At 38.3% G+C, this 22,896-nt stretch carries 21 protein-coding genes and 1 other annotated feature; of the genes, 5 read left to right on the forward strand and 16 right to left on the reverse strand.

The features are described from left to right. Positions 1-5 precede the first annotated feature (5 nt). The 4 genes from rpoN to HYQ40_05760 all read right to left on the reverse strand — a co-directional run bounded on the left by rpoN (position 6) and on the right by HYQ40_05760 (position 4,087). Positions 6-1,394 (reverse strand): RNA polymerase factor sigma-54, encoded by a 1,389-nt coding sequence (gene rpoN / locus HYQ40_05745; GenBank protein ID MBZ6527276.1) that lies wholly within the window; start codon positions 1,392-1,394, stop codon positions 6-8. A 367-nt stretch (positions 1,395-1,761) separates the two neighbouring features. Then, positions 1,762-1,944: a hypothetical protein gene (locus tag HYQ40_05750; GenBank protein MBZ6527277.1), complete on the reverse strand. Its 183-nt coding sequence runs from the start codon at positions 1,942-1,944 to the stop codon at positions 1,762-1,764. A 954-nt stretch (positions 1,945-2,898) separates the two neighbouring features. Beyond that, positions 2,899-3,279: a glycoside hydrolase family 1 protein gene (locus tag HYQ40_05755; protein ID MBZ6527278.1), complete on the reverse strand. Its 381-nt coding sequence runs from the start codon at positions 3,277-3,279 to the stop codon at positions 2,899-2,901. A gap of 241 nt (positions 3,280-3,520) precedes the next feature. After that, complete coding sequence (locus HYQ40_05760) at positions 3,521-4,087, reverse strand: sugar O-acetyltransferase (protein MBZ6527279.1); 567 nt, start codon at positions 4,085-4,087, stop codon at positions 3,521-3,523. A 139-nt stretch (positions 4,088-4,226) separates the two neighbouring features. Here HYQ40_05760 and HYQ40_05765 point away from each other — a divergent pair, with 139 nt between their 5' ends. After that, positions 4,227-5,111, forward strand: coding sequence for a LysR family transcriptional regulator (locus HYQ40_05765; protein ID MBZ6527280.1), 885 nt, complete (start codon positions 4,227-4,229; stop codon positions 5,109-5,111). Positions 5,112-5,164: 53 nt separating this feature from the next. After that, positions 5,165-6,052, forward strand: coding sequence for a mechanosensitive ion channel (locus HYQ40_05770; protein ID MBZ6527281.1), 888 nt, complete (start codon positions 5,165-5,167; stop codon positions 6,050-6,052). A gap of 44 nt (positions 6,053-6,096) precedes the next feature. Here HYQ40_05770 and HYQ40_05775 read toward each other — a convergent pair whose 3' ends face one another. Then, positions 6,097-6,738, reverse strand: a complete 642-nt coding sequence (locus tag HYQ40_05775) for a hypothetical protein (protein MBZ6527282.1) — start codon at positions 6,736-6,738, stop codon at positions 6,097-6,099. A gap of 189 nt (positions 6,739-6,927) precedes the next feature. Continuing rightward, positions 6,928-7,377 (reverse strand): universal stress protein, encoded by a 450-nt coding sequence (locus HYQ40_05780; protein MBZ6527283.1) that lies wholly within the window; start codon positions 7,375-7,377, stop codon positions 6,928-6,930. A gap of 205 nt (positions 7,378-7,582) precedes the next feature. Between HYQ40_05780 and HYQ40_05785 the strand changes: the two genes are divergently transcribed. Further along, the gene (locus HYQ40_05785) at positions 7,583-8,236 is read left to right on the forward strand and encodes a hypothetical protein (GenBank protein MBZ6527284.1); all 654 of its coding nucleotides are present in this window, start codon (positions 7,583-7,585) and stop codon (positions 8,234-8,236) included. A 172-nt stretch (positions 8,237-8,408) separates the two neighbouring features. Here the strand turns inward: HYQ40_05785 and HYQ40_05790 are convergent, their stop codons facing one another. The 5 genes from HYQ40_05790 to HYQ40_05810 form a co-directional block, all read right to left on the reverse strand. Next, positions 8,409-9,770, reverse strand: coding sequence for a hypothetical protein (locus HYQ40_05790; protein MBZ6527285.1), 1,362 nt, complete (start codon positions 9,768-9,770; stop codon positions 8,409-8,411). Next, positions 9,767-10,150: a GntR family transcriptional regulator gene (locus HYQ40_05795; protein MBZ6527286.1), complete on the reverse strand. Its 384-nt coding sequence runs from the start codon at positions 10,148-10,150 to the stop codon at positions 9,767-9,769. The genes HYQ40_05790 and HYQ40_05795 overlap by 4 nt, the downstream gene beginning before the upstream one ends. Positions 10,151-10,273: 123 nt before the next feature. Beyond that, complete coding sequence (locus tag HYQ40_05800) at positions 10,274-11,032, reverse strand: sulfite exporter TauE/SafE family protein (GenBank protein ID MBZ6527287.1); 759 nt, start codon at positions 11,030-11,032, stop codon at positions 10,274-10,276. Between the two features lie 178 nt (positions 11,033-11,210). Beyond that, positions 11,211-12,659 carry a 6-phospho-beta-glucosidase gene (locus HYQ40_05805; protein ID MBZ6527288.1) on the reverse strand — a complete coding sequence of 483 codons (1,449 nt, stop codon included), beginning with the start codon at positions 12,657-12,659 and terminating at the stop codon, positions 11,211-11,213. Between the two features lie 16 nt (positions 12,660-12,675). After that, positions 12,676-14,574, reverse strand: a complete 1,899-nt coding sequence (locus tag HYQ40_05810) for a PTS glucose transporter subunit IIA (protein ID MBZ6527289.1) — start codon at positions 14,572-14,574, stop codon at positions 12,676-12,678. Between the two features lie 139 nt (positions 14,575-14,713). On the opposite strand from HYQ40_05810, the gene HYQ40_05815 reads away from it, so the two are divergent. Next, positions 14,714-15,433: a GntR family transcriptional regulator gene (locus tag HYQ40_05815; protein MBZ6527290.1), complete on the forward strand. Its 720-nt coding sequence runs from the start codon at positions 14,714-14,716 to the stop codon at positions 15,431-15,433. A 161-nt stretch (positions 15,434-15,594) separates the two neighbouring features. Here the strand turns inward: HYQ40_05815 and HYQ40_05820 are convergent, their stop codons facing one another. Then, positions 15,595-16,329 carry an ABC transporter permease gene (locus tag HYQ40_05820; GenBank protein ID MBZ6527291.1) on the reverse strand — a complete coding sequence of 245 codons (735 nt, stop codon included), beginning with the start codon at positions 16,327-16,329 and terminating at the stop codon, positions 15,595-15,597. 1 nt (position 16,330) lies between these two features. Continuing rightward, positions 16,331-17,392 carry a methionine ABC transporter ATP-binding protein gene (locus HYQ40_05825; GenBank protein MBZ6527292.1) on the reverse strand — a complete coding sequence of 354 codons (1,062 nt, stop codon included), beginning with the start codon at positions 17,390-17,392 and terminating at the stop codon, positions 16,331-16,333. Positions 17,393-17,436: 44 nt separating this feature from the next. Then, positions 17,437-17,696 (reverse strand) — a binding site (T-box leader). A gap of 220 nt (positions 17,697-17,916) precedes the next feature. Between HYQ40_05825 and HYQ40_05830 the strand changes: the two genes are divergently transcribed. After that, entirely contained in the window at positions 17,917-19,089 is a 1,173-nt protein-coding gene (locus HYQ40_05830; protein MBZ6527293.1) for an aminotransferase class I/II-fold pyridoxal phosphate-dependent enzyme, read from the forward strand. Between the two features lie 280 nt (positions 19,090-19,369). Here HYQ40_05830 and HYQ40_05835 read toward each other — a convergent pair whose 3' ends face one another. The 3 genes from HYQ40_05835 to citF form a co-directional block, all read right to left on the reverse strand. Next, complete coding sequence (locus HYQ40_05835; protein ID MBZ6527294.1) at positions 19,370-20,665, reverse strand: citrate transporter; 1,296 nt, start codon at positions 20,663-20,665, stop codon at positions 19,370-19,372. Positions 20,666-20,836: 171 nt separating this feature from the next. Then, entirely contained in the window at positions 20,837-21,370 is a 534-nt protein-coding gene (gene citX / locus HYQ40_05840) for a citrate lyase holo-[acyl-carrier protein] synthase (protein ID MBZ6527295.1), read from the reverse strand. Then, the gene (gene citF, locus HYQ40_05845) at positions 21,363-22,895 is read right to left on the reverse strand and encodes a citrate lyase subunit alpha (protein ID MBZ6527296.1); all 1,533 of its coding nucleotides are present in this window, start codon (positions 22,893-22,895) and stop codon (positions 21,363-21,365) included. Before citF ends, citX begins: the two co-directional genes overlap by 8 nt. Position 22,896 lies beyond the last annotated feature (1 nt).

The following is a 22,896-nucleotide window of genomic DNA, read 5'->3' on the forward strand; positions in this document are numbered from 1 at the left end:
TTCCATTACTTAATCCTTCTTTTTGTTGTGGATAAGATGCCTAATTCCTTGCGATATTTATTAACCGTACGACGTGAGATCGCGTAACCTCTCTCATGAAGAATATCCGCTAGTTTCTGATCTGATAAGGGATGTTGCTTGTCTTCTTGATTAATTAACTTTTGAATTTCTTTTAATATAAATTGTTGACTTAACTCTTCACCTGATTCTGACTGAACCGATGATGTTGTAAAGAGTTTTCGCAATTCAAATGTACCAAAATCAGTATAAAAATACTTGCCTTGAATAGTACGACTTACTGTGGAAGGACTAAGGTCACATCTTTCAGCTATTTGTTTAATCGTTAATGGCGACACTTGATGCCCTTTTGAATTGAAAAAAAGCGCTTGTGCTTCAATAATTGCTTGTGTAATTTGAACGAGTGTCACTTCTCTACGTTTCAAACTATACGAGACAGCCCTCACTTGCTGTCGCTTGTCTTTGATAAATTCTTTCAAATCAGTATCTTCAATGGCTTTCAATTCTTGATAATATGTATCATTAAAACTTAATTTCGGTAAGTTTTGAAAATTATAAGATACTTCGTATCCCTCTTCTTTCTGTTGAATAAATACATCTGGTTCAATATATTGCGTTTCCTCGCTATAAAAGTAAACCGCAGGCGTTATCGCTAAGGTTTGATAATAAGCGACTGTCTCTAATATATCCTCAATAGAAACATTTAAATGATTAGATATCGTTTGGTATTCACGATTGACTAACTCATTAAAGTATATTTCTAAAACAACATAAGCTATCTCTGGAGCTGATGGGTCTTGTTCAGTTTGAAGCATCCATAATTCCCTCAAATCACGCGCACCAACACCAACGGGTTCTAATTGTTGAAGTAAAGTGATGGCATCGAGTAACTCAATCGCATCACACTCTAGAATCAATTGTAACGCTTCGTCTGACTTACTAAGAAAGCCATGCTCATCGAATTCATCCACTAGCCTAATCATCAGATCTCGCAAACGGGTCTTGCGATAACACATGATTTGGTCTATTAAATTAGTTCGAAAGGATTGTTGTCTCTGATCCTCTAGTTGATTTATCATTGCTTGGTGATTATCTTGCCTATCTGATGAGTTAACCATGTTACCATATGAATCATACTGACTAACACCATCTTCAATCAGAATATTATCGAATCCTAACGAATTAATCTCTAACATATCTCGTGTATCTTCAACAACCATGAAGGGATTCTCTTGTGATATATCCATCAATAATTGACTTAAATCTTCACGAGCTGTTTGAAGGATTCTTAACGCTTGTAACTGGTCAAAACTCATTTGTTGACGTTGCTTTTGCATTAATTCAGTATTTAATGTTGTACCTCTTTCCCGTTTCATATTCTCATTCCCCCATACTTGATACTTTATTATACCATATCTGTATCATTACTCATTAGTCGTAATAGATAACGCTAATAATGTTATTTGGTTAAGATTTAAAGTGGTAGATGGGAGCGTTGTGAGAGGTGATGCTAAGCTCCGAATCAATAAAAACGGTGCGTCGTAAGGTGTCACCACGCTCTGGTTTAGTGGATTCAGTCTATCGCGAAGAGCTGCCACGATCCGCTTAGTTGAATATATACTCACGCATCCCAACAAACTTGTGATAAAACTATATACTTGAATATTAATCTAGAATTTCCAAAACAAAAACACCTACAAGCTATCTCAACTCGTAGATGTTCCTCTAAAAATATATATTTCATCACCTTTCCGCATTCTCATGCTCCCATCCAGTCCATGGGTATGACGTAACGAAAATAACTTCTCCCGTTTCTGGATGTTCAACAGCATCGTAAGTTTGATAGTGATTATCATATCCCCGAACCGCTAAATAAAAATAACCATCCCCACCAGCTTGAACTGTCTCCCAGAAACCATTACCCAAACCTACAGTAGCAATGATCGTAACCGTTGCATATGGGTATCTTAAGGTGCGTCGTGAGCTAGTACGACGCTACGGAAACGAATTTGCGGTCCATCGCGCTGAGTCACGATAAACCGCAAGACTATTTATCCTATAATATAGATACTTATTGCTGATATAATACAGAAAACTCCTAGAATGGTCATCGCAATTGATGTGAGGTTCCATATTTTGTCATTTTTATAATAAATTTCCCAGGCAGTATACAGCTGTGGGATTGAAACAGCTAAAAGTAGTAGCGAAGTGAAGATATGCCTTGATATGAGGTCATTCATTTGAGCAATAAATGCTCCAATGATGATAACAGCACTGAAACCTCTTGTAATTGAATTTAGATTTTTAATTTATCTCACCTCTTTATTTTCATTCTAACATAAACTGAAAATAAAGAGGTAGGACACAGCGAACACTTGCTTACGCGTCTAATTTGAAATGCTTATTAAAGTTGACTTACAAATGAATGTAAGGGAAACAGAATAAAATTGACTATGCAGAGCGTCATGAGTGAGCACGACGCTACAGAAATTGACTTGCGGTACTTCGTGAGTGAGCACGACGTTACGGAAACTGATTTGCGGTACTTCGTGAGTGAGCACGACGTCCGCAAGCTCAACAAATAAGTATTTAAGGAAAGAAGCTGACTAATGTCATATTTAAGAAATGCGTTTAGGAATATTTTTCATCATTTGATTTTCAAAGTTTCCTAGAATATGGACTCAGCTCTATCTTCCGGATCGTATTGACAGTCGCTACCTCATGGCTTGTACGGGTGTTAGTTGAGAAAATTTTTACAACCTATTTTGAAAAGTTGAATTGCAATAATTATTGCGACAATTTTTTATTTACTCAATTAATAAGAGTTCGTGTAAAAATACTTCCAAGGGTGTTTGGTAATCTAAGCATTTCCTAGGACGATTATTCATTAACCTCATCCGTACCTTTAGGACAAATACGTGTCCAGTTGAATGAAAAACGGAAACACTTAAACCCCATTTCAGCAAAGAGTGCAACATCCTCTTTCCAATGTGTATAAAAATCAGTTGCCACATGACTTGGATAGTAAGCATCAACATCAATATAACCTACTGCTCCTTCAGGTACAGCTTCTTCCTCAGTCGCTTTACCAAGCTCCCCGTTAGGTAGTTGGTAGGTCACATAGCGTGGTGTCTGTTGATCTCCACCTTTGAATACATCCGCTGTACTTAGTCCTTTACCTCCAGATAAATATCCACCTTCATATTGATTGGCAGCTGTTGCCCCGCCCCATAAGAAATCTTCTGAAAATCGTCTCATCATCCATTCTCCTCTTCTCTATTGCTTTCCTAAAGCGGTCATCAAGTAATCAGATGCTTGAACATTCTCTTCTCCGCCGATATGCGTTAAAATATCTTAGGCTAATTGCCGATTGCCCATACTCATCCTAAATCCTTCTTTCCGCTAATATTTTTTGTTAAGGCTTACATTTAATTTTGAAGCAAATTCTAATGAAAATTCGATACCTAACAATTCTCACTAGAATAAGCTAATTTTAAAATATCTATTCAATCTCCTTAATCACTCGAGCAGGCACACCACCAACAATGCTCATCGCAGGCACATCCTTCGTCACAACACTCCCTGCCGCAATGATTGAGCCTTGACCAACCGTGACACCTTTTGTAATGGTTGCGTTCGCTCCAATCCAAACATCATCTTCAATTACAACTTTGGCTGGATGTAAAATTCCGCGTTGACCTGGTGCAACATCATGATCTAGCGTCGCAATGACTACTTGATGACCGATTAACACATTATTTCCAATCTCAATTCCGCCTTGATCTTGCATATGCACATTGGCATTGATAAAGACATTCTCACCGAACGTTACGTTGCGACCAAAGTCCATATAAAATGGCTGCCAAATGGCCACACTTTTTGGAATCTTATAACCAAGAATATCTTGGACTAAGGCGTTCATTTCCTCGACATCATGATACTTCCCTGCATTCGCTTCGCCTAAACGTTTACGCGTATCAGTACTTACTTTGTTCATCTCCACCATTAAATCTGTCCCTGGTAATAATGGTTTTCCTGCATTCATATGTTTTAATAATTGGCCTAACATGACTAACTCCCCCTATAATTAAGCATTCTCACTGTTCTTGTTATATTAAGTATATGCCCTCCCCCTCTTTATTTGAAATTGTTATTAAGAATGGCTTATAATAGACAAAAGGAATACCAGTGTGTAAAGGAGTGCTACTATGGATATTGATACACGTTTGTTGCGCTATTTTCTAGCCATTGCTCGTGAAGGTAATATGACACGCGCCGCGAAACTATTACATGTCACACAACCTACCTTGTCAAAACAATTAAATAAATTAGAAGATATACTTGATTCAAAGTTGTTTAAACGTACAAGCCGCCAGATGATTTTGACAGAAGCCGGCCTTAGATTCCGTGACCGAGCTCGTGAAATTATCGAGTTAACTGATAAAGCACTGCATAGTATGATACAAAATAAAGACTCAATTAGCGGGGAAGTCACGATTGGTGCTGCAGAATCGGATGCTTTCCGATATTTAATTAAAGTATTTAAAACGATTCACGAAGCGCACCCTAATATTCATTATGATGTGGTAAGTGGGAACTCATTAGATAGTTTAGAACGATTAGATAAAGGAATTTTTGACTTTGCGCTTGTGGTCGGAACGCCGAATATTGACCAATATCATTCCCTTCCTCTTCCAACTGCAGATACATGGGGATTGATTATAAGAAACGACCATCCCCTTAGCAAATACGACTATATTACACCTGAATTGCTTAAAGACGAGCCGTTGATTGTCTCCAAACAAGTCTTCGTCAATCAAGAATTAATCGAATGGTTGAATAATGATTGGAATGAATATAATGTTGTCGCGACCTTTAACTTATTAAACAATGCTGCTTTAATGGCAGAAGAAGGATTGGGGCATGTGATTTCACTCGATAAAATTATTAACACTTCAGATGACAGCGCGCTTTGCTTCCGACCTTTCCGTCCCAAAATCGAAGCCCCACTCAGTCTAGTTTGGCGTAAGAATGCCTCACTTTCACCTGCAGCCGACAAGTTCTTAGAAGTTTACCGAGTCGGATGGAAGTAGTGCCCCTTTATTTGTTAAGATAACAACAGTAGAACACAAAAAGGAGCGACACTATGCCAAATTTAAGAAATGCGATTAACAATATATTTCAATCATTTGACTTTCAAATACTATTAGAAGACGGAATCTTAACAATTTTTCGTATCGTTTTAACTGTGACGTTATTATGGCTGTTGCGCGTTATAATCGAAAAAATCATAACAGCCTATTTCAAAAATACCCGCCGCTTTAAATTCCAAAATGTATCTCGTAATAATACGATTCAACGATTACTATTGAATATTGTTCTCTATACGTATTATTTCTTCGTTGGATATAGTGTCCTTTCAATCTTAGGTGTCCCCGTGAGCACATTGGTTGCTGGAGCCGGGATTGCAAGTTTAGCCGTTGGTTTGGGTGCTAAGGATTTAGTCTCAGACTTAGTGAATGGCCTGTTTATTTTAATTGAACATCAATTTGATGTTGGGGATCATATCGTCATTAATGGCTACGAAGGACGGATCTTTAGTATCGGAGTGCGGACAACGGTTATTCGCGATTATAATGGGATTCATCATTTTATACCAAATGGAAATATTCAAGAATTATCCAATCTTTCGCGTGAAGCGACCCGAATTGAGCTCGACCTCCTAATTTCGACCGATATTAACTTGGCCTTATATGAGCAATTATTAAAGGATGCATACCGACAGATGGCCCCGTCTGATGAGCAAATTAACGACACTACTGACTTTATCGGACTCATGAAAGACCCCCACGGGCGCCTTGTCTATAAGATCAGAATATGGGTAAAAGATCCCGATGATGTCGTCGAAGTCGAGGGACGTTACTATAAACTATTCGCCGATACATTATACGAAGCTGGTCACCCAATTCCAATGAGTGAACTATCACGAATGAATACGACGGTTCAATGGGAAGATCAGAAAGCAAACAAATAATTTATTACACAGAAAAAGGCACCTAGAAATAGGCGCCTTTTTGTTTAGACTTTCTCTTCAATCTTTTCAGCTATCTTACCAGTGAAGCGGTTTGAGTAAAAATCAATCAGTGGTCCTGCCATAAACCCGGTGATAAAGGTTGAAATACCAACCGGTCCACCAATCACCCAAGCGACAGCGACAACAATGACATCTTGAATCACTCTGACGGTCTTATAACTTGCGGACACGCGGTCCCTAATGACCGGCGCAATCGCATCATAAGGCGACACTCCAAGATCCGCATCCATATATAAAGCGACCCCAAAGGTAAAAATTAAAATAGCCACAATCGTAATCAGAATTTGCACCACAAAAGCCATCTGACTTGGATCTACCATTGACTCCAACATTCCCGTAAAGAATTCAATCATATACCCCACAAGAACTAAATTATAAATTGTCCCCCAACCAATAATTTTACGGTCAAAAAACAGTATAATTGCTAGAATCACTGCATTGACGAACAACTGATAATTCCCTAATGAGAAACCTAACAATTCACTCGCTCCTGTGTTCAAGGCCGTAAATGGGTCTAACCCCATATCCATTGATTGACTCAAGGCTGAACCAAAACTAATTAACGTTATTCCTAATAAAGACATTAAAGTCTTCCACAGAAACTCTTTCCAATTAAATGAAGACATATCGTGCTCCTTTCAAGTAAGTCTTTTATTTACTCTTCAAGGTTAATATAATCAGGCCTCGATATGCAACTCATTTGATTAGCCCCGTAAATTAAAGTCAATAAAAGCCCACTAAACGTTACCATTTAGTAGGCTTTACTGACTATTTAAATACACTGCTCAGATCCTTTCTCAACATCATGTGTCAATTTATTCACTTTCTTTTGGTCTTACTACTAATACGTCACACGCTGCGTGGCGAATAACATTCTCAGATACAGATCCCATAAAGAATCTTTCAATAGCACCCATACCTTTGGCACCCATAACGATTAAATCAATCCCTTCGCGTTTCGGAATATCTTCCGCAATAATCGATTTTGGTGATCCCATCTCAAGAATTGTCTCAACTTCCGTTAAACCTTGACCCGTTGCGTAATCTTTTGCTTCTTCCATCACACGGTCTCCTAGAGTTCTTAATGCTTCTCTAAAGTGAATATCCGAACTTGATGTCGCTTGGATTGCGCGTGTATCTAATACGTGTAAAACAAATAATTTAGCATTATTCCGTTTAGCAATCGCTACTGCTTTGTTTAAAGCCAAATCAGCACCTTCAGAACCATCCGTCGCAACTAAAATACGTTGATACTCTTGTAACATTACACTCACCTCCTATTAATCTTATATATATATTATAACACAAAATGAATGCGCTTACTTGCAAGGCGGTTAATATTTACAAAAAATGGATATTATTTTAGATAGTGACTCGTTTATAGTAGAATTCAGTTAAAAGGAGGAGAGATATGTCAAAAAATTGTGGCAATTTCAAACTCGAGCGCATTTTAGAAAGAGGGATTCAATTATGAAAAAGAGCACACTCAAACGGATTCTAGCGTCTATTCTATTCGCTGCGGTATTCTTTACAAGTCCCAGCTCAGCAGTGACCGCTGAAGAAGCAATTGAAAGCGTTGATACTAGCGACTACGCACCTGGCTTATTCTATCCCTATTACGATTACAAAGGAGAAGGCATGGAGTTTGCTCCTTTTACATTAACATTAGATTATGAACCCGATGAAGACGGGATTTACCAAGTAAGTCGCGCTAATGCTGGTAATACAGTCTCTTACGTTTATCAGCTGACTCAAGATGGCGTCATCGAATTGGCTTACTTTCCAAATTCGTATGAAGCTGAGGACTTCCGTTATCACGAAGACTCCCTAGATGAGCAAGTCGCGACATTCTTCCCAGACGAGTTAGCAGTTGGAGACACATTCACAAGAGGTTACCGCGATGAGCAAGAGTTTACAGTTACTGATATTCTCACTGAACATGAAGTCGAGTGTGAGACATATCATGATGTCTTAGTGATCGAAACAGTTATGCCAGAAGGGGAAGTACAACGCTACTTCTATGCCCCTGAGATTGGTGAAATCGCTTCTGAATATATCTTTGATGACGAAGGAAACTCAATTACCACTGCATTAAGTGAGTATGGGGAAGTCCCTTCTGAATAATTGGTATGAGTGCACTCACAAAATTTTTGTGGGTGTACTTTTTTGGATTAAATCCGCATTCGAATATTTTTCGAACGCTAGTTTGGCCGGAATCGAGCATTCGAATATTTTTCGAACACGAATTATTGAACATATAAAGAACCAAACACCCTAAAGTGCTTGGTTCGCTTTATTACTGATTCATTTCCCATTGCTCTACTAAAGCTTGATACACGGCTTCGGTCTCTGCTTGGGTCGTTTGGTTAAAAATCAACCATCTTGGTGATTCGCCATCACTTAACTGTACATCGATATGGTAAGGATGACTGTCATAGATGAAGAGTTCTACTGGTCCGTAACCCTCTAAGTTAAAATGACCAAAGCGTTTCTCCATTCCACCAAAACCATTTGTACGTGAGCCTTCTAACGGACCTTCATTTAATTCAATCGATTCGATTTGGTCATAGGCCACTTCAAGTCCGTACATCGGTGCTTCGACGGCAACCGTATCTGCTTGGATTGAAACATCATATTCGGACAGACTCATCATCAGAACGAGCCCAATAATACCGACGACTAAGATTCCGAGGATCGCCATGATGACCTTTCCAGCTGGATGAGCGACATTAATTGTCGTACCCATTCCGGATATACGTTTAGGCACGAATAATCTGGAATCATTTGGATTATAGTAGGCACCCCATTTATACTGGCCTTCTTCTTCAGGCATTTGCCATTCCGCTTGATCAAAGAATTTTGCTTGGAGGTCTTTATTTTTCTGAGTTGTTCGAGCCATTAAAGCAACTATTGCTAGTAAGAACACACCCAATAATAGGATTAGCCACAGATCCGATGGATTAAAGAGAATGAGTGCTGTGAAAGCAATAAAGAAGATATTAACCATTAAACTCATCTGCAAGTAACTCACCGCATTATTTCTTTCAAAATGACGCATGTAAGCTTGGGTCACTTCACTATCTTTGGACACAAACGGCGTCTTACTGCTAATCACCATATCATAAGACAAGGGTATCACGATGAGCGTTAGCGGTACAAGGATCAAAGGCAGAAGGAAACTTCCTGAACTTTGAGCGACCCATGCCATGATTACTGGCACCCAACTCAGTAACCAAATGAGCCATGCCCATTTCTTGCTTGGCGCTGCTTTTCCTTTTTCTCGGGTCACACTGATATCGACCACGCGTTTTTGTGTTTCATATATCCAACCCTTTTCCTGCTTTAAGACCATGAATTTTCTTTGCCAAATTGATACTGGCACATAAGATAAGACAAAATAACTAAATAATATGAGTATCCACATAAAATCTCGCAACCCTTGGAATAGATCCAAACTCACCAAGAATGACAAGCCAATAAAGACGGCTCCTATAATTAGTTGAGTCACTCTAAACTGGCGTTGTAATGTCTTAACTTCATCTGTTTCAGCATGTTCTGGCGCAAAAGACAGGCCAAATATTTTGAAATTTTGGTAACTGACGGCGTAATTCATCATCATTACAAAGACTAGGATTAGAATAATCGTCATTAAAATCATTGATTCTCTCTCCCTTCAATTAAATTTTCTAACATCGACACGACTTTTTCTTTAAGAGCTTGATTATCTTCCGTCTTTGCTAAGCCTTCTGCCAAAGTCACTTCCAGTCGGTTTAAATACTCACTTTCAATAATATCGTCTGGATTCTCCCGCACTTTTGTTCCAACTCGGCGGTCCACTACAATAATTCCCTCACGCTTCAACGTTTGATAAGCCTTGTTGACTGTCATTGGGTTGACGCCCAAATCTTGAGCAAGTTGTCTTGCGCTTGGTAAATTTTCTCCGTATTTTAAATCACCGCGGCCGACTCCTAACACAACTTGATCGCGAATTTGTTGGTATATCGGTGTTTCCGCTGATAAATCTATCTCCATTAACATGTTCTCACCCCTTCGATTCACTTCTTTCTATCTTCCTTAGTTGTATTATATCATATAATACACCATATACACAAATCACGATAAAAAATAGAGCGTTTAGTTAAAAACGCTCCATCTCATTGCTTACACCGCTTGAATAAAATTACCAATATTAACTGCACCTAGAATTAGAATCATAATAAAAATATAAGATCTAAATTTGTCAGTGTCTATTTTGTTGTAAATTTTTCTTCCGATATACATGGCTAAAGCAACGACTGGAACTGAAAAGGCGAAGTAAATAGCCACATCCCAATTCCAAAAGCCACTTAAAGCATGACCGGAAATAACAAATACGCTCGAGATCAAGAAATGAGATTGAACTGTTCCGAGAAACTGACGTGGCGTCCAATCACGGGCCGCAGCATAAAGTACCACTGGAATACCGTTCATATTATAGGCACTCCCTAACATACCGCCTAGAAATCCGAATGGATAAGAGTAATTTGGATTTTCAAATTTTGCTTGTAAGTATTCTCGACGCGCGGGTGAGGCCGTGAGTGAATACAGTGAATAAATTACTAAGACACTCCCTAAAATCAAGTTAATCACTGACTGTTCTGCAAAGCGAACTAGGATCAGTCCAACCGGAATCCCGATGATCGTTGCGAGTGTTAATTTCTTAATCACGACTGGATCTTTATCTTTCCAACCTCTTTGAATTGACATCAATGCAGTTGTCATCCCAGTCAGACCAATTAATGACACCGATACTGAAAATGGAATCGGTAGTAGCGCTAATAATGGCATACTTACAACTGAGTCCCCAAAACCAAATGTTGCACGCATGAGTGAACCTAAAAAGACCGCTCCCACTACCATTAAAATTAGAGTATAATCCATTGAATAACCTCTTTCACTTAAACTTCAACTTCAACTTCAACTTCAACTTCAACTTCAACTTCAACTTCAACTTCAACTCTTTGAGTGTAGCATAGAATAAAAGGGTCGTCTATTAAGGAAAAGTGCATTTAGTCAATAAAAAAAGCCCGAACATCCCCCATGTTCGAGCCTTCTTAGATTAAGCTTTTAAGTCTTCACCATTCGTTGCGATGACTTTTTTGTACCACTCAAATGAATCTTTTTTCGAACGGTTCAATGTTCCGTTACCATCGTTATCACGGTCAACATGAATCATACCGTAACGTTTTTTCATTTCACCTGTTGTAAACGACACTAAGTCAATAATACCCCAAGGTGTGTAGCCCATTAATTCAACACCATCGTAATCAACAGCTTTAATTAATTCTTCAATATGGCCTTGTAAGTATTGAATACGCTCTGGGTCATGGATGCTTCCATCTTCTTCAACAGTATCAACTGCACCAAAACCATTTTCAACGATGAATAAAGGTACTTGATAACGATCCCACAGGCGGTTCATGACATAACGTAAACCGACTGGGTCAATCGTCCAGCCCCAATCACTTGCTGAAAGGAATGGGTTGTCAACTTGATAAGGAATCTTACCATGAACGTTTGCTTCTTCGTCCTCACCTTGTTCACTATTAATATCCACCGCATTCGACATGTAGTAACTGAAGCCTAAGTAGTCAACTGTACCGTTCGCTAAAGCTTCTGCATCGCCTTCTTCCATTGGGATGTTTAAACCATCACGTTCAAATTCTTTTAGAACATAGTTTGGATAGTATCCATTAATTTGAACATCTGGGAAGAAGTAACGTAGACGCATTGATTCTTCAGCTAACATGACGTTTTTAGGATCTGAATTGATTGGGTAGATTGGAACGTGAGAAACCATTGCCCCAATTTCAAAGTCTGAGTTAATTTCTTTACCAATCGCAACAGCTTTAGCACTTGCTAAAAGCACGTTATGCGCTGTCGTATACATCACTTCTTTAGGATTCTCGCCTTCTTTAACTTGAACACCGACGTTCGTCCATAAGAAAATTGGGTTCGTGTAATCCATCATGTTATTAATTTCATTAAACGTCATCCAATATTTAACTTTATCTTTATAACGCTCAAATACAACCTCAGCAAATTTCACAAAGAAATCGATCACTTTACGGTTTCTAAATCCACCATATTCATGCGCTAAGTGAAGCGGCATCTCAAAGTGAGTTAATGTAATAACTGGTTCGATGTTATGTTTTAATAATTCATCGAATAAATCATCATAAAACTGTAGCCCTTCTTCATTCGGCTCAGCCTCGTCACCTTTTGGAAAAATACGCGTCCAGTTGATTGACGTACGGAATGCTTTTAAGCCCATCTCCGCAAATAATGCCACATCTTCTTTATAACGATGATAGAAATCAATCGCTTCATGATTCGGATAAAATTTCCCCTCTTCAACCGTTTCTGTAATTTCACGTGGTTTACCAGCAGCACCTGCTGTCATAACGTCTGCAACGCTTGGCCCTTTACCGCCTGCGTTCCATCCACCTTCTAATTGATGGGCAGCTACTGCGCCACCCCATAAGAAATCCTTTGGTAATTTACTCATTAATTTTTCCTCCTTATTATTTATGAACGATAATAACTTCTTCACCATCCAACACAACTTCTACATCCGTATAGTCAGCTGTATTCGTAACAACAACCGGTGTAACCGTTGGAAGTCCTTCTGATTTAATCATATCCAAATCGGCTTCAATTAATAATTGCCCACGACTGATTTTGTCTCCTTCAGTAACGTGAGTTGTAAATGGACGACCATCAAGTCCAACTGTTTCCAAACCAACATGAATTAACACTTCCACTCCGCCGTTAGAACGAAGACCAACAGCATGCTTCGTACCAGCTACTAAAATCACTTCACCATCAAATGGCGCAACAACTAGTCCTGCAGTAGGCTCGATCCCTACCCCTTGCCCCATCATCCTGCCAGCAAAAACTGGATCTGGAACATCTTCTAATGCAACAACTTTTCCTTCTAATGATTTTGATAGGATTTCATCTGCTTGAGTTGCTTCATTAGATTCTACGACTGAATGTGTACCCTCTGCAGTCGACACATCATCTCCAACAACATCTTGAACTGCATCATCACCGTATCCAAAAATTTGAATCAAGATCACCGGTAAGATAATCGCAATCGCCACACCTAGCAATTCACCCCAGAATGACATTGGGTATTCACTACTTAATGCATTGAACACTGTAATTGGACCTGGTAATCCCGCAAAGGCAAAATAATGTGAACCGAATAAACTAGCCACAAGTGACGCAATAGCACCTGAAATTGATGCGATAATGAACGGTTTTTTAAAACGTAAGTTTACTCCATAGATAGCTGGTTCTGTAATACCAAAGATACCTGGTAAAAACCCAGAAATACCAGCTTGCTTAACTTCTTGTTTCTTCGCTTTAATCGCTAGCCCTAAAGCAGCCCCCACTTGAGCACTTACCGCTAAAGATGTGAAAGCTTGTAGAGAGTCCATCCCGTATTGATCAAAGTTAGCTAACATAATCGGCATAATTCCCCAGTGAATTCCGAACATCACGAGTACTTGCCACAACCCACCTACTAATGCTCCAGCAACCGCTGGCGCTATATCATAAATAAAGTTATAACCTGCCGCAACAACATTAGCACCACCAGCCGTAATCGGGCCGACAACCAATAACGTTAAAGGAACTGAAATAACAATCGCAAAAAGCGGCGTCAAGATTGGTCGTGCCACTTCTGGAAAAATACGGTCTAGATATTTTTCTAAGTAAGATAAACCCCATACTAAGAATAGAGCTGGTAATACACTTGACGTGTAAGTTGTTTCACTTAATAGAAAACCGAAGAATCGGAATTCCTCTCCAGCAGCAACTTGAGCAATAATATTTCCTAAATCCGGGCTCACTAATGCCGTCGAAGCAGCAACCGCAATATACGTATTCGATCCAAAATGTCGTGACGCCGTAATCGCAATAAAGATCGGTAAGAACACAAACGGTGCCCACGAAACAATATTAAAAACTTGATACGTTCCAGACTCGGCTACGGCTGGAAATAATGTCGTTAATATAATTAAAATCGCTTGCAAAATTCCCGATGCAGCTAAGATATACACAAATGGTGCAAATACCGCTGACATCGTTCCAATTATCTTGTTTAAAACAGATGTATTACTTTGGTTATCTTCATTTGATTGTTTTGGTTTCCCAGCAATTCCCGCCGCCTCAACAAACTCGTCATATACTTTATTTACATGTTGCCCAATAATAATTTGATGTTGCCCTGCATTTTTTATTGCACTGACCACACCGGGCAGTTTAGTGATATCATCTAAAGAAACTTTTGAATCATCATTTAAAAATAGACGTAAACGTGTCGCGCAATGAATAACCTTATCAAGATTCTCTACGCCCCCAATTTGCTCTAGAATATCTTTTGCTAATCTTGCATTCTTATCTTCACTAGCCATCATGTATATCTTTTTTTAATTAGTGTGGTTACAATTATAATTATACCCCTACATTTTGTCAAATAACAAATAATATCCTATATTTATTTCTAATATTTGATAAGATAGAAGCAATCAAACTAAGTAAAGGACAAAAAATATGCTTAAATATGAATATACAGCAAAGGAAATAATAAAATATATCGAAGAAAACAACTTAAAACAAGGCGACAAATTACCTAGCCTTGATGAATTAGTCGTCCAATTTGAAGTCAGTAAGAACACGGTAATTAAGGCTTTAGATGAACTAGAAAGCCATGGACTCATTTATCAAGTTAGAGGAAGTGGGATTTTCGTCCGAGGACGTAGACATAAAGGGTATATAAACCTGATGGAGATTCAAGGTTTCGATAGTATGCTGCGAGAGTTTAAATTAAATTCAGACGTATTAGAATTGAAAGAAATCACTCCACCTCAAGATGTCATGACACATCTACAAATGGATAAAGACCAAACCGTCTATTATTTAAAACGACTGAGATATATTGAAGGACGTGTGTTTTGTATTGAAGAATCTTACTATAATAAAGACATTGTCATTTATTTAAACGAACAAATTGCAGCAGAATCTGTCTTTAACCACTTAGTTAATAATTTAAAGTTACAGGTCAGCTTTTTAGATCATTACTTACGTGTGGGTAAATTGAATCAGCAAAATGCGGACTATTTAAAACTTGAAGAAGGCGATCCAAGTATTCAAATTGAATCGATTTTTTACTTGTCCAATGGCGTCCCTTTTGACTACTCAAAAATCATTTATCACTATGAAGAGTCGCAATTCTTTATACAAGGCAACAGCTATTATAACTTGATGAATTAAATCGTCTGTTTAAACACTTTAACCACCTATTTAGCGGTTGAAACACTTTTTACGCGCCTTAATCACCCTCCAAACAACCGCTTTGACCACCTCGGTGTACACCAAAAAACAGGTACCAATTGAGTCCAACGACTCAAATGGTACCTGTTTAACTTTATATTCTAATGTTCTGTTTTACGAATTAGCCAGTTAAAGATGAGCTGGGTAATAAATACGATAATTAGAATCAACACCGTCGCGACTAAGATAACGTCCATACGGCTACGTTGGTATCCACGGGCAATCGCCATCGTACCTAATCCACCCCCACCAACTGTTCCGGCCATGGCTGTTAGACCAATAACGTTAATCACAGTTGATGCACTTACACGCAGTAATGCTGTTAAGCCCTCACGCAAGTAAACACGAGTAATAATATCGAAACTTGATGACCCCATCGCCTCAGCAGCCTCAACCACACCAGGATTTACTTCTAATAAAGCAATCTCAACTTGACGAGCAAAGAATGGAATCGTACTCGCAATAATTGGAATCGTTGCAGCCGTTGGTCCAATCGTTGTTCCAACAATCGCTCTCGTTACATTAATCAATAAGGCAAGCAAGATAATGAATGGAATCGAACGGAAGATATTCACAAGTGAATCTAAAATCTTATAAACTGTTCGGTTCTCTAAGATACCGTTAAAACCAGTTACGGTCATAATAATTCCTAGCAACAAGCCTAGTAATCCACCGATTCCGATTGATAAAACCATCATATAGACTGTTTCCCAAATTGCTTCAACAAATTCTTCTCGAAGTTCCCACGCATATGGAATGTACGTTTCTAAAAACGTACCCGCACTTGCAGAAAATTCTCTAAATGTATTCCCAATTGATACAACTATTTCACTCATGTTATACCTCCTTCTTCACGTATTCTTTAACTAATTCATTAAATCGTTGTGTGCTAACATCGCTCTTCTCAAGATGATCAATCACTTTATCCACGTTTTCTGAACTTCCTTCAATCGCAATCAACATATTCCCAATCGGCGTGTTTTGAAGAATCTCGACGTGTCCGTAAAGAATATTCACATTCACATCAAACTCACGTACTAAATTACTTAAGATTGGTTTTGTCGTTTCTTCCCCAACATAACTCAAGCGAATGATTTCTCCATTTTCATCAACGTTTTGCGTCATAGGATGTGTTAATACTAAAGCAATTTCTTGGTCAAAATGAGTTGCTGTGTTAATAAACTCTTTTGTTAGTGATTTTTGTGGGTTGGTGAACATGTCGATAATTGACCCTTGTTCTAGCACATGTCCATCTTCCATTACTGCCACACGGTGACATAAATCTTTTACCACTGACATCTCATGGGTAATAATGACAATCGTTAAGCCTAATTGTTCATTTAGTTTACGTAATAAATCTAAGATAGACGACGTTGTCTTTGGATCCAGAGCACTTGTCGCCTCATCACATAGGAGAACATCTGGATCATTCGCCAATGCACGCGCAATCGCTACACGTTGCTTTTGCCCACCTGATAATTGACTCGGATAATTATCTGTCTTTTCTTCTAATCCTACTAAATCCAACAACTCCGCAACTTTGTGAGCTACTTCTTCTTTATTCAAGCCACTTCCCTTTAAAGGAAAAGCCACATTGTCAAAAATCGTACGTGAATCCATTAAATTGAAATGTTGGAATATCATTCCAATTTTCTTGCGTGCTGCCCTTAAATCCTTCTTGCTCAAATCTTGTAGCACCTTACCATTCACGGTAACTGTTCCTTGTGTTGGAGGTTGCAGTAAATTAATCGTACGCACTAACGTACTTTTACCTGCACCACTATAGCCTACAATACCGTATATTTCACCGCGATCCACTGAAATATTCACATCTTTTACAGCTGTGACAACTTTATCGTCATTTTGGAAAATGACATCGATATCTTTTAATTTAATCAATTTTTATCCTCCTATCTATACAAAAAAACACACTCATCGCTTTAAAAAAGGACGAATGTGCATAAAAAGTTCGTGGTACCACCTTAGTTCGCCAAACTATTACTAGTCCAGCCTCATACAGTACAAATCTCTAAGAAAATATTTATACTGCGACGATGTTAACGGTTGTTTCCGTTCATTCTTACTTATCTTCAGAATGACCGCTCCATGGCCATGTTCACAAGCTATCTCTTTACTCACTTTCACCATCTGCGAGCTCTCTTTGAAAGATGTCACTTCTTACTTACCATTTCATAGCGTTTAGTATTATTTTATCTGTGTGTAAGCATATCTAAAAATGAGAATAATGTCAATGCACTTTATGTAATTCTCATAATCAAAAACAGCAAAAACTACAACACTTAAAACGCACACTATCACTTCAATCTTCCTAAATTTTAATAATTATGGTATTATGAGGTTGTTATTAAGATTAAAATCAGATGAGTTTATTCTATACAATGCAATACGTAGGAGGAATATATATGACAAAAAGAAATACAAAAGAAACGTTAAAATCTATTAAACCGAGTCCGATTCGTGCCTTTAATGATAAAATTTCAGGTATCGAAGGCTTAATTAAATTAACCTTAGGTGAACCAGATTTTCCAACACCTCGTTTCATTAAAGATGCAGCAATTCAATCTATCGATAAAAGTTTTAACGGATACAGCCATTCAAAAGGGTTAGCTGAATTACGTGAAACGATTAGCGGTTATTTAAAACGTAAGTACGACCTAGATTACCGTGCTGAAGATCAAATTATTGTAACCGTGGGTGCGACTGAAGCAATCTTCGTTTCACTATATGCATTACTAAACCCTGGTGATAAAGTTGTTACCGCTGCGCCGAACTATGCAGTTTACAAAACTCAAGTAAACTTAGCTGGTGGGGAATTTGTACCGGTAGACGTAACAGAAGATGACTTCATCTTAACGCCAGAACGCTTAGACAAAGTGTTGACTGAAGATAAAGACATTAAAGTCTTACTAATGAACCACCCATCAAACCCAACAGGACATACTTATACAGCTGAGCAAATCAAAGGCCTTGCTGAAGTCGTTAAAAAACATGATATTTGGGTGATTTCAGATGAAATCTATTCAGAGTTAACTTACAAAGGCAAACACGTCTCAGTAGCTAAATATCTTCCAGAACACACGATTTTAATCAATGGTGCATCTAAATCGCATTCTATGACTGGATGGCGTATGGGGATTGTGGCTGGCCCTGCAGATGTCTTAAAACAAATTTTTGTTATTCATCAAGGTGCAATCAATGCACCAACAACGCAAGCACAATTTGCTGGACTTGCTGCTTACTCAGAAGAAGGTGACGCAGCCATTGAAGAAATGCGCTTAGAATACAAGATCCGTCGTGATTACTTATTGGGCCGATTCCGCGATATGGGCTTCGATGTCTCAACACCGAACGGTGCCTTTTATCTATTCATCAAGATTCCAGATTGGTTTGAAGGCGACGACATGGACTTCTGTCTTAAAGTTGCTCACGAAGCAAAAGTTGGCCTAGTGCCTGGTCAAGCATTCGGTGAAGCTGGTAAAAACTACTTCCGTCTAAGTTATGCTGCAAATCTAGAAAACCTAGAAACAGCCGTTGACCGTATTGAAGCATTTGTTGAAGAGAACAAACCTAAATAAGTATAGTGATAATTATCAACACCTCCAAGTGATGCTTGGAGGTGTTCTTTGTATTGGTTAATCAGTGGTTAAGTAGAAGAATTATTATTTATTCTTCCGGTTAAACCGATTAAATGGAACTATTTTTATTTATTCTTATGGTTAAAGTGATTAAATGGAACAATTCTCACCTATTCCTTCAAGTTACCACCAAATTCCATTAAAAATTTTGCAAAGAAAAAACACACAGCGGACTGTGTGTTTTTATTGTTAATGAAAAACGGTCTGTTGCTATGTGGTTCTAGAATTGAACGACACCTAAGAGTGTTGCAGCTATTAATGTAATGATACTTGCTGCCCACATAATTGGTAAGTTTGCTTTAATATGCTCACCAATGGTTGTACCAGCCAATGATACCCCAACGTAGTTGGCAGCAACTGTTGGACTGATGTAAGTACCATAAGTACCTGTAATTAAGAACGTTGCAGCAACTGTCGATGCTGAAATTCCAAACGGCTCTACAATTCCGATTACAATTGGAAGTAATGCGAAGTAGAAAGCATCTGTACCAAGAACCATCATTAATGGTACTGAGAATAATGCTAAGAACCAGTGAGTATGTGGTGCGATAAATTCTGGTAATGCGTTAATAATCGTTGTAGCCATTGCTTCAACCATTCCAGAACCTTCAATAACACCAATAAATATACCTACGGCGAATAATGTCATCGTCATAACGATAGCGTTATTACCATATTCTTGAATTTTCTTACCTTGTTCTTTCACTGATCTAAAGTTACCTAAGATTGCGAATGCGTAGGCAACCATGAAGATAAAGTGCATTGGTAAACCAGTATCAATGAATAATAAAGCTAACATAATTAATGTTACAACTAAGTTATAGATATAAAGGCCTTTGCTTGTTTTTGGTTCTGAAGTAACATCTCCAGCTAAATCAACAATATTTACATTACCATCGACTGAGCCTTCACGTTTACGACGCGAGTTAATCACAGCGTTAATGATAGCTAATAAGAACATTACAACAACAGCTGGTAAGATGAATGAATAAAGATCTGAAACCTCTACCCCTGCAACAGAAGCTGCACGAATTGTTGGTCCACCCCATGGGATAATGTTCATTGCTGCCATTAATCCAGTCACTGTTCCTAAGAACACGACCGGTTTAACCCCTAATTTATCCATGATTGGTTTGAAAGCTGGAATAGCGATTAAGTACGTTGAAGCGCCACTACCATCCAAGTGTGCTACAGTTGCAACTAATAAAACCGCGATAAAGATTGCAGTAATTTTGTTACCAACTTTACTAATTACAAAATCTACTAACGGGTCGAATAAGCCCTGTTCTGACATTAATGTAAAGAACGAGATCGAGAATAAGAACAGCACTGCTGTATTTAAGATAGATGCTAACCCATCGTTAACATATAAACTTATATCCGCAATACTTGCTCCAGAAACTACCGCTGCGATTAATGGTAAAATGATGAAAGCCATCGGTGGAGACATTTTCTCTCCGATTAAGACATACATCAATATGATTATGAGTATAAAACCTATAATTGCTAAATACATATTTTCCTCCTACATACATATATTATTTTGTGAAACATCCCCCAAACAACTATAAAGAAATCGTTTACAATTATATTTTAATATAGTTATCCTATTAAAACAACATTTAAACTGTCTTTTAACTGTTCTTTGCATGTTCATCTGTTCACATAAAACACAATAGACAATCGCTTATCCTAAAAGGATATTTGCGATTGCTTCTTGTGATTCTTCAATTGAGTGTTTGCGAGAACGAGCACATTCTTTAGCTGGACGGTCGCAAATATAACATTGACGCTTTCCTACTCCAACCTCTTCACGCTTCAAACTGCTTAATTTTCCGTCTTCTAATTTAACAACATCTAAATCAAAGACACGGCCTTTTGAATGAGTTTCTTCAAGTGCTACCATTCTTTTTTTCAATTCAATGCTATCAATATCCACAAAGAAATATGCTTCTGGCCCAGTTGGCAAGTTCAAATCTTCTGAAAACTGAATCGTCACATCGTCTAACTTTGCTTTTATTTCTGTCAGCATTTCTTCAAAGACACCCACTAGATAAAGAGATGTTTTAATATTACCTGGTATATTCAAAGTGACAGATAATAATGAACCCGGAGAATGTTGATTAATAATCTGGGTCTGCCTGAATGCACGTTTTTCACGCGCATCCAGCATCTCCATTAAACTCACTTCCGGGCCATTAAATACTTCATCCTTATACATTGCGAACAACGTCGATCATCGTACCATCACGGTATTGAATTAAAGCAACGTCTTTCTCTCCATATTCAATTGGTTGAGGTGTTCCTACTATTGCGTAAGCTTTCTCTTTTAATTCTTCAATTGTAAATTGTGGAATATCAACGTTCTTGAAGTGTTCTACTAAATCTTGACGTTGTGGATTAATGGCAATACCAATTTCAGTAACAACTACGTCAACACTTGATCCTGGTGTAATGACTGTGTTAACTTGCTCAACAACTGTCGGTATTCTTCCTCGAACTAACGGTGAGATAACTAATGACATCTTACTTGCTGATGCTGTATCTGGGTGACCACCAATGGCTCCACGAATTACTCCGTCTGATCCAGTAACAACGTTAACATTGAAGTCTGTATCAATTTCTAGTGCTGATAAGATACATATATCTAATTGGTTAATGGCAGCACCTTTGAATAAGGGTGAAGCGTAGAATATTGCGTCAATCTCAGTATGCTCAGGGTTACGTCCTAATGATTCTCCTGATGGTGCATCGAAGTCTTGAACATCAATTAATTTATCTACTAAACCTTCTTCATGTAGCTCCACCATTGCATTTGTAATACCCCCTAATGCAAAACTAGCTGTGATATTCTCTTTAATCATATCTTCACGCAAGTAACGCGATACAGCTAATGATGCACCACCTGTACCTGTTTGGAATGAGAATTTATCTTTAAAGTATGGTGAGTTCGTAATCACTTGGTTAGCGTATTTTGCGATAACTAATTCTTTAGGGTTTTGCGTGAATCGAGTTGCCCCTTTAGCAATCCCTGAAGGATCTCCGATAGCATCAACTTCAACAACATAGTCAACATCTGTTTGAGGAATGCTGATTGGTGTATTTGGATAAGGCATTAATGAGTCTGTAATGGCTACAACGTTGTCTGCATATCTTGCATCCACTTTCGCGTAACCTAACGAGCCACAAATTGCTTTACCTTTAGTACCATTTATATTTCCATAGGCATCTGAACTTGGCGCACCTATGAAGGCAACGTCAATTTTGATTTCGCCTGATGCAATTGCTTGTGCACGTCCACCATGAGAACGTAGTACAACTGGGTTTTTCATAATTCCGTCAGAAACTGCTGCTCCGACTTTATCACGTAAACCACTTGATGTAATGTTTGTGACTACACCATTTTTAATGTGTTCGATTAATGGCTCATGAACGTTGGCAATTGAACTTGGTGCAATCGTTAAATCTTTAATTCCCATTGCTGCAATCTCATCCATGACCATGTTTAGTACATAGTCACCTTCACGGAAGTGGTGGTGGAAAGAAATTGTCATACCGTCTTTAAGTCCTGTTTTTTCAATCGCTTCACGTAAGCTACCTACTAATTTGTCATCACCTAGTTTAATAGGATTGATTTTACGGATAGACTCTTCATATTGTGTGCTGTATTTAGATTCTTCTCCATAAGCACCGTATTGATCAACAATATGTTGTGGAATATCGCGACCGACTGTATTCTTAACCATA

This window comes from Aerococcaceae bacterium DSM 111021 (assembly GCA_020112395.1).
GTDB lineage: Bacteria > Bacillota > Bacilli > Lactobacillales > Aerococcaceae > Ruoffia.

Excerpts from the sequence above, each read along its gene's own strand:
- HYQ40_05815 (MBZ6527290.1), top strand. The coding sequence starts at position 14,714 with ATGCTTAAATATGAATATACAGCAAAGGAAATAATAAAATATATCGAA.
- HYQ40_05795 (MBZ6527286.1), bottom strand. The coding sequence starts at position 10,150 with ATGTTAATGGAGATAGATTTATCAGCGGAAACACCGATATACCAACAA.
- HYQ40_05780 (MBZ6527283.1), bottom strand. The coding sequence starts at position 7,377 with ATGTTACAAGAGTATCAACGTATTTTAGTTGCGACGGATGGTTCTGAA.
- HYQ40_05830 (MBZ6527293.1), top strand. The coding sequence starts at position 17,917 with ATGACAAAAAGAAATACAAAAGAAACGTTAAAATCTATTAAACCGAGT.
- HYQ40_05760 (MBZ6527279.1), bottom strand. The coding sequence starts at position 4,087 with ATGTTAGGCCAATTATTAAAACATATGAATGCAGGAAAACCATTATTA.
- HYQ40_05785 (MBZ6527284.1), top strand. The coding sequence starts at position 7,583 with ATGAAAAAGAGCACACTCAAACGGATTCTAGCGTCTATTCTATTCGCT.
- HYQ40_05770 (MBZ6527281.1), top strand. The coding sequence starts at position 5,165 with ATGCCAAATTTAAGAAATGCGATTAACAATATATTTCAATCATTTGAC.
- HYQ40_05810 (MBZ6527289.1), bottom strand. The coding sequence starts at position 14,574 with ATGGCTAGTGAAGATAAGAATGCAAGATTAGCAAAAGATATTCTAGAG.
- HYQ40_05790 (MBZ6527285.1), bottom strand. The coding sequence starts at position 9,770 with ATGATTTTAATGACGATTATTCTAATCCTAGTCTTTGTAATGATGATG.
- HYQ40_05755 (MBZ6527278.1), bottom strand. The coding sequence starts at position 3,279 with ATGATGAGACGATTTTCAGAAGATTTCTTATGGGGCGGGGCAACAGCT.
- HYQ40_05800 (MBZ6527287.1), bottom strand. The coding sequence starts at position 11,032 with ATGGATTATACTCTAATTTTAATGGTAGTGGGAGCGGTCTTTTTAGGT.
- HYQ40_05775 (MBZ6527282.1), bottom strand. The coding sequence starts at position 6,738 with ATGTCTTCATTTAATTGGAAAGAGTTTCTGTGGAAGACTTTAATGTCT.
- citX (MBZ6527295.1), bottom strand. The coding sequence starts at position 21,370 with ATGTATAAGGATGAAGTATTTAATGGCCCGGAAGTGAGTTTAATGGAG.
- rpoN (MBZ6527276.1), bottom strand. The coding sequence starts at position 1,394 with ATGAAACGGGAAAGAGGTACAACATTAAATACTGAATTAATGCAAAAG.
- HYQ40_05820 (MBZ6527291.1), bottom strand. The coding sequence starts at position 16,329 with ATGAGTGAAATAGTTGTATCAATTGGGAATACATTTAGAGAATTTTCT.
- HYQ40_05805 (MBZ6527288.1), bottom strand. The coding sequence starts at position 12,659 with ATGAGTAAATTACCAAAGGATTTCTTATGGGGTGGCGCAGTAGCTGCC.
- HYQ40_05835 (MBZ6527294.1), bottom strand. The coding sequence starts at position 20,665 with ATGTATTTAGCAATTATAGGTTTTATACTCATAATCATATTGATGTAT.
- HYQ40_05765 (MBZ6527280.1), top strand. The coding sequence starts at position 4,227 with ATGGATATTGATACACGTTTGTTGCGCTATTTTCTAGCCATTGCTCGT.
- citF (MBZ6527296.1), bottom strand. The coding sequence starts at position 22,895 with ATGGTTAAGAATACAGTCGGTCGCGATATTCCACAACATATTGTTGAT.